This window comes from Allocoleopsis sp., from assembly GCF_036703385.1.
Taxonomy (GTDB): Bacteria; Cyanobacteriota; Cyanobacteriia; order Cyanobacteriales; family Coleofasciculaceae; genus Allocoleopsis.
This window is the reverse complement of record NZ_DATNPA010000690.1, coordinates 1-2,952: the sequence shown is the minus strand read 5'-3', so window position 1 is coordinate 2,952 and position 2,952 is coordinate 1. Positions and strand designations below refer to the sequence as shown.

Annotated in this window: 3 protein-coding genes; all 3 read left to right on the top strand. The window is 45.4% G+C overall.

All coding sequences use genetic code 11. The annotated features are described in order from the left end of the window. Positions 1-1,531, top strand: a 1,531-nt coding sequence (locus V6C93_RS32590) for a CHAT domain-containing protein (RefSeq protein ID WP_333480838.1), incomplete at its 5' end; no start/stop codon positions are given. Positions 1,532-1,537: 6 nt separating this feature from the next. Then, positions 1,538-1,675: a hypothetical protein gene (locus V6C93_RS32585; RefSeq protein ID WP_333480837.1), complete on the top strand. Its 138-nt coding sequence runs from the start codon at positions 1,538-1,540 to the stop codon at positions 1,673-1,675. Positions 1,676-2,233: 558 nt separating this feature from the next. Further along, positions 2,234-2,701, top strand: a complete 468-nt coding sequence (locus V6C93_RS32580) for an RNA-binding protein (protein ID WP_333480836.1) — start codon at positions 2,234-2,236, stop codon at positions 2,699-2,701. Positions 2,702-2,952 lie beyond the last annotated feature (251 nt).

The following is a 2,952-nucleotide window of genomic DNA, read 5'->3' as shown; positions in this document are numbered from 1 at the left end:
TGATATCTATCGCGAGTTAGCAGACCTATTACTCTCCCAAGGTCGCATTTTAGAAGCACAACAGGTATTAGAACTATTGAAAGTCCAAGAGTTACGCGACTTTACAAAAGACACTAGAGCAGGAGGCAAAAAACCTGAAGTAGTCTTAAATCAAACTGAAGAACAAATAAAAAAAGAAAATGGCACATTAATTGCCTTTGGACAAAAAATTTATGAATGTCAGCAAACTCGTTGCAACCAACTCAGTCAACTGCTAGACCAGCGAGAAGCCTTAACAGAACAGTTTAATCAGAAAGTCCAAGGCATTGAAAAACAAGTGCGCGATCGCAGATCTCAAGACGAAGCATTCCTCGACCCTACAAAGCTAGGCTTGAAAGCCAAAGAAATCGTAGAAGCCCAACCCGGTACTGTCCTGATTTATCCCTTGGTACTGGATGACAAAATTTGGTTATTGTGGGCATCAAAAGGAGGCATTATTAAAACTGTTGAAGTTCCCAAGGTAGGACAGCAGCAGCTAGCAGAAACGGTTTTGAAATTCCGCCAACTTTTACAAACTCCCAACTCTAATATTGCTGAACTTCAGGCAACCGGAAAACAACTTTACGATTGGCTGATTAAACCTATCGAACCGGAACTCAAGGAAAACAAAATTCAAAATTTAGTCTTCTCCCTAGATCGGGCGGCACGCTACATCCCGATGAGTGCTTTGTTTGATGGAGAGAAATACCTGATTGAAAATTATGCCGTGTCTACAGTACTATCGGCAGACTTGACCAATACAAGCGATCGCATACCACCCGGAACACAAAACACCTCTATTCTGGCACTGGGACTCTCTAACGCCGTTCCTGGCTTTAATCCCCTGCCGAATGTACCCGCAGAACTCGATGCGATCGTCCGCAAACAACCGAACGATACAAAGGGCATTTATCCCGGTTTAGAGTTCCTCAACCAGGACTTTAACTGGCGATCGCTGCGAGACAATCTCTTAGGTCATAAACTGTTACACATTGCGACTCACGGCGAATTTGTGCCTGGTAGCCCAGATGCCTCTTATCTCCTGTTAGGCACGGGTGAGAAATTAGCCATTCCCAAGATTTCCACATTGCAAGACTTGAGTAATGTCTCTCTAGTGGTACTGTCCGCTTGCCAAACAGCTCTTGGTGAACCGGGACAGGACGGCAACGAGATTAATGGTATTAGCTACTACTTTCTCAACGCTGGGGCTAAGGCAGTAATGGCGTCTCTTTGGTCGGTTAACGATGACAGTACTCGCGTATTGATGCAACATTTCTACAGTAATCTAGCCAAGGAAACGTCCACCGCCCCCATGACGAAAGCTGCTGCCTTACGTCAATCTCAACTGAGTCTCTTGCGCGGTAATACCTCAATATCTGACAATCCTGAACAAAGGGGTCTTGTGCTTGAAGCCCGACCTGGTTCGCCCACTCCCTCCACTGTTAGCACCTCTTCTGGTTTTTCTCATCCTTACTACTGGGCACCCTTCATCCTAATTGGCAACAGCTTGTAAAAACCTTTGGATTCAACGGTAAAAATTTACCTAGCAGTACTATCGATCGCGCTAGCTCGTCCACCCGATTACATGGATCGTACAGCCGCAAGCCGCGAGCGCAGCATTGAAACGGGGGTGGACATCAGTCGTTGGTTGATATAGACACAGAGATATTCCTAACACTCCTGACGCGGAGAAATTTTCTGGAAATCACCCACTGATTTTGACCGCACCTCATTGAAACAAATCCACTAGCAGCTCTGTCAATTACCTTTGAGATCATTTAGGTGCTCCTGCGTTAGCATTGACACAGGGTGAGTTTAAGCCTTGACGTACCTTCTTAACTACGCCATTGGTTACACAGGTTTTCAGCAAGCTACAGCTAAAGATGGAAATCTGTCTGTTATACTAGCTTGCCTATGAAAGAGCGTGGTACGTTATGAATAGTGTAAACATTCTGTAATAATCAGAATAAGAGGAAAAGCATTAACCTTAATCCTGGTACTTGCGAACCCAAGGTCTACATGCGGGTCGTAATTACCCTGGATGGATGGTATATAGGAGTTTGGCTTTATTACATCAGTCTGTTGTGTTGAGGTTGGTAAGGATCGTCAGAGATTGTCTGGACGCGGGAACCGTTCGTCAATCCAATCCATCCTTAGCCGGGATGACTGCTCCTGCGAACAAATTTGTTTGAATCCAAGTCTGGAGGTATTTCTCATGTCCGTTCGTCTCTACGTAGGCAATTTACCAAAAGAAGAAGTAAACCGCGATGAACTGCACGCTGTCTTTGCAGACGCCGGTGAATCTGTTTCCACAAAGGTGATTAAAGACCGCAAAACCGGCAAATGTCGGGGATTTGCCTTTGTCACCGTACCAACAGATGAATTGGCTGACGAAATCATTGAAAAGTTCAATGGTCACATGTTCCAAGAAAGCGCCCTAAAAATCGAAAAAGCGCTACCACGCTCGAAGAATCAGCAACAGGAGGAAGAAGAACCACAACGCGCATCGAGCAATCACACTCCTCCTACTCGTCGTGCAGGCAATAAAAAGTCCAAGCGGGGTAGCGAGCAACGCACAACCACAGCATCCTCTGACGCAGGTGGCTTTCAACCCGATCCTCGTTGGGCTGGTGAGTTGGCGAAGCTAAAAGAGCTGTTATCGGCTCAAGCTAGCAATCCCTAGCTGCGGTCCAAATGCTGGAGTCACTCAGATTATCTTGCTCGATAATCTGAGTGAACCGTTAGAGAGGCTTATCAATTTTAAGGAGTTCCAAATGGTGAACTCTAGCAGCGGGTGCTATCACTACTGAGTTTCCTGAGAGGCTTGGGGTTATAGCACCCGTAATTTAATTTAATAGTTTGTAGTGGCGTGGCACAGCTTAATTGTGAGATTAGAAAAATGCTACAACCTTTATTCAAATTGGCTTCTAGCAA

What these genes read in the sequence shown, in the direction of transcription:
- V6C93_RS32580 (WP_333480836.1), top strand. Translation starts at nt 2,234, where the DNA reads ATGTCCGTTCGTCTCTACGTAGGCAATTTACCAAAAGAAGAAGTAAAC.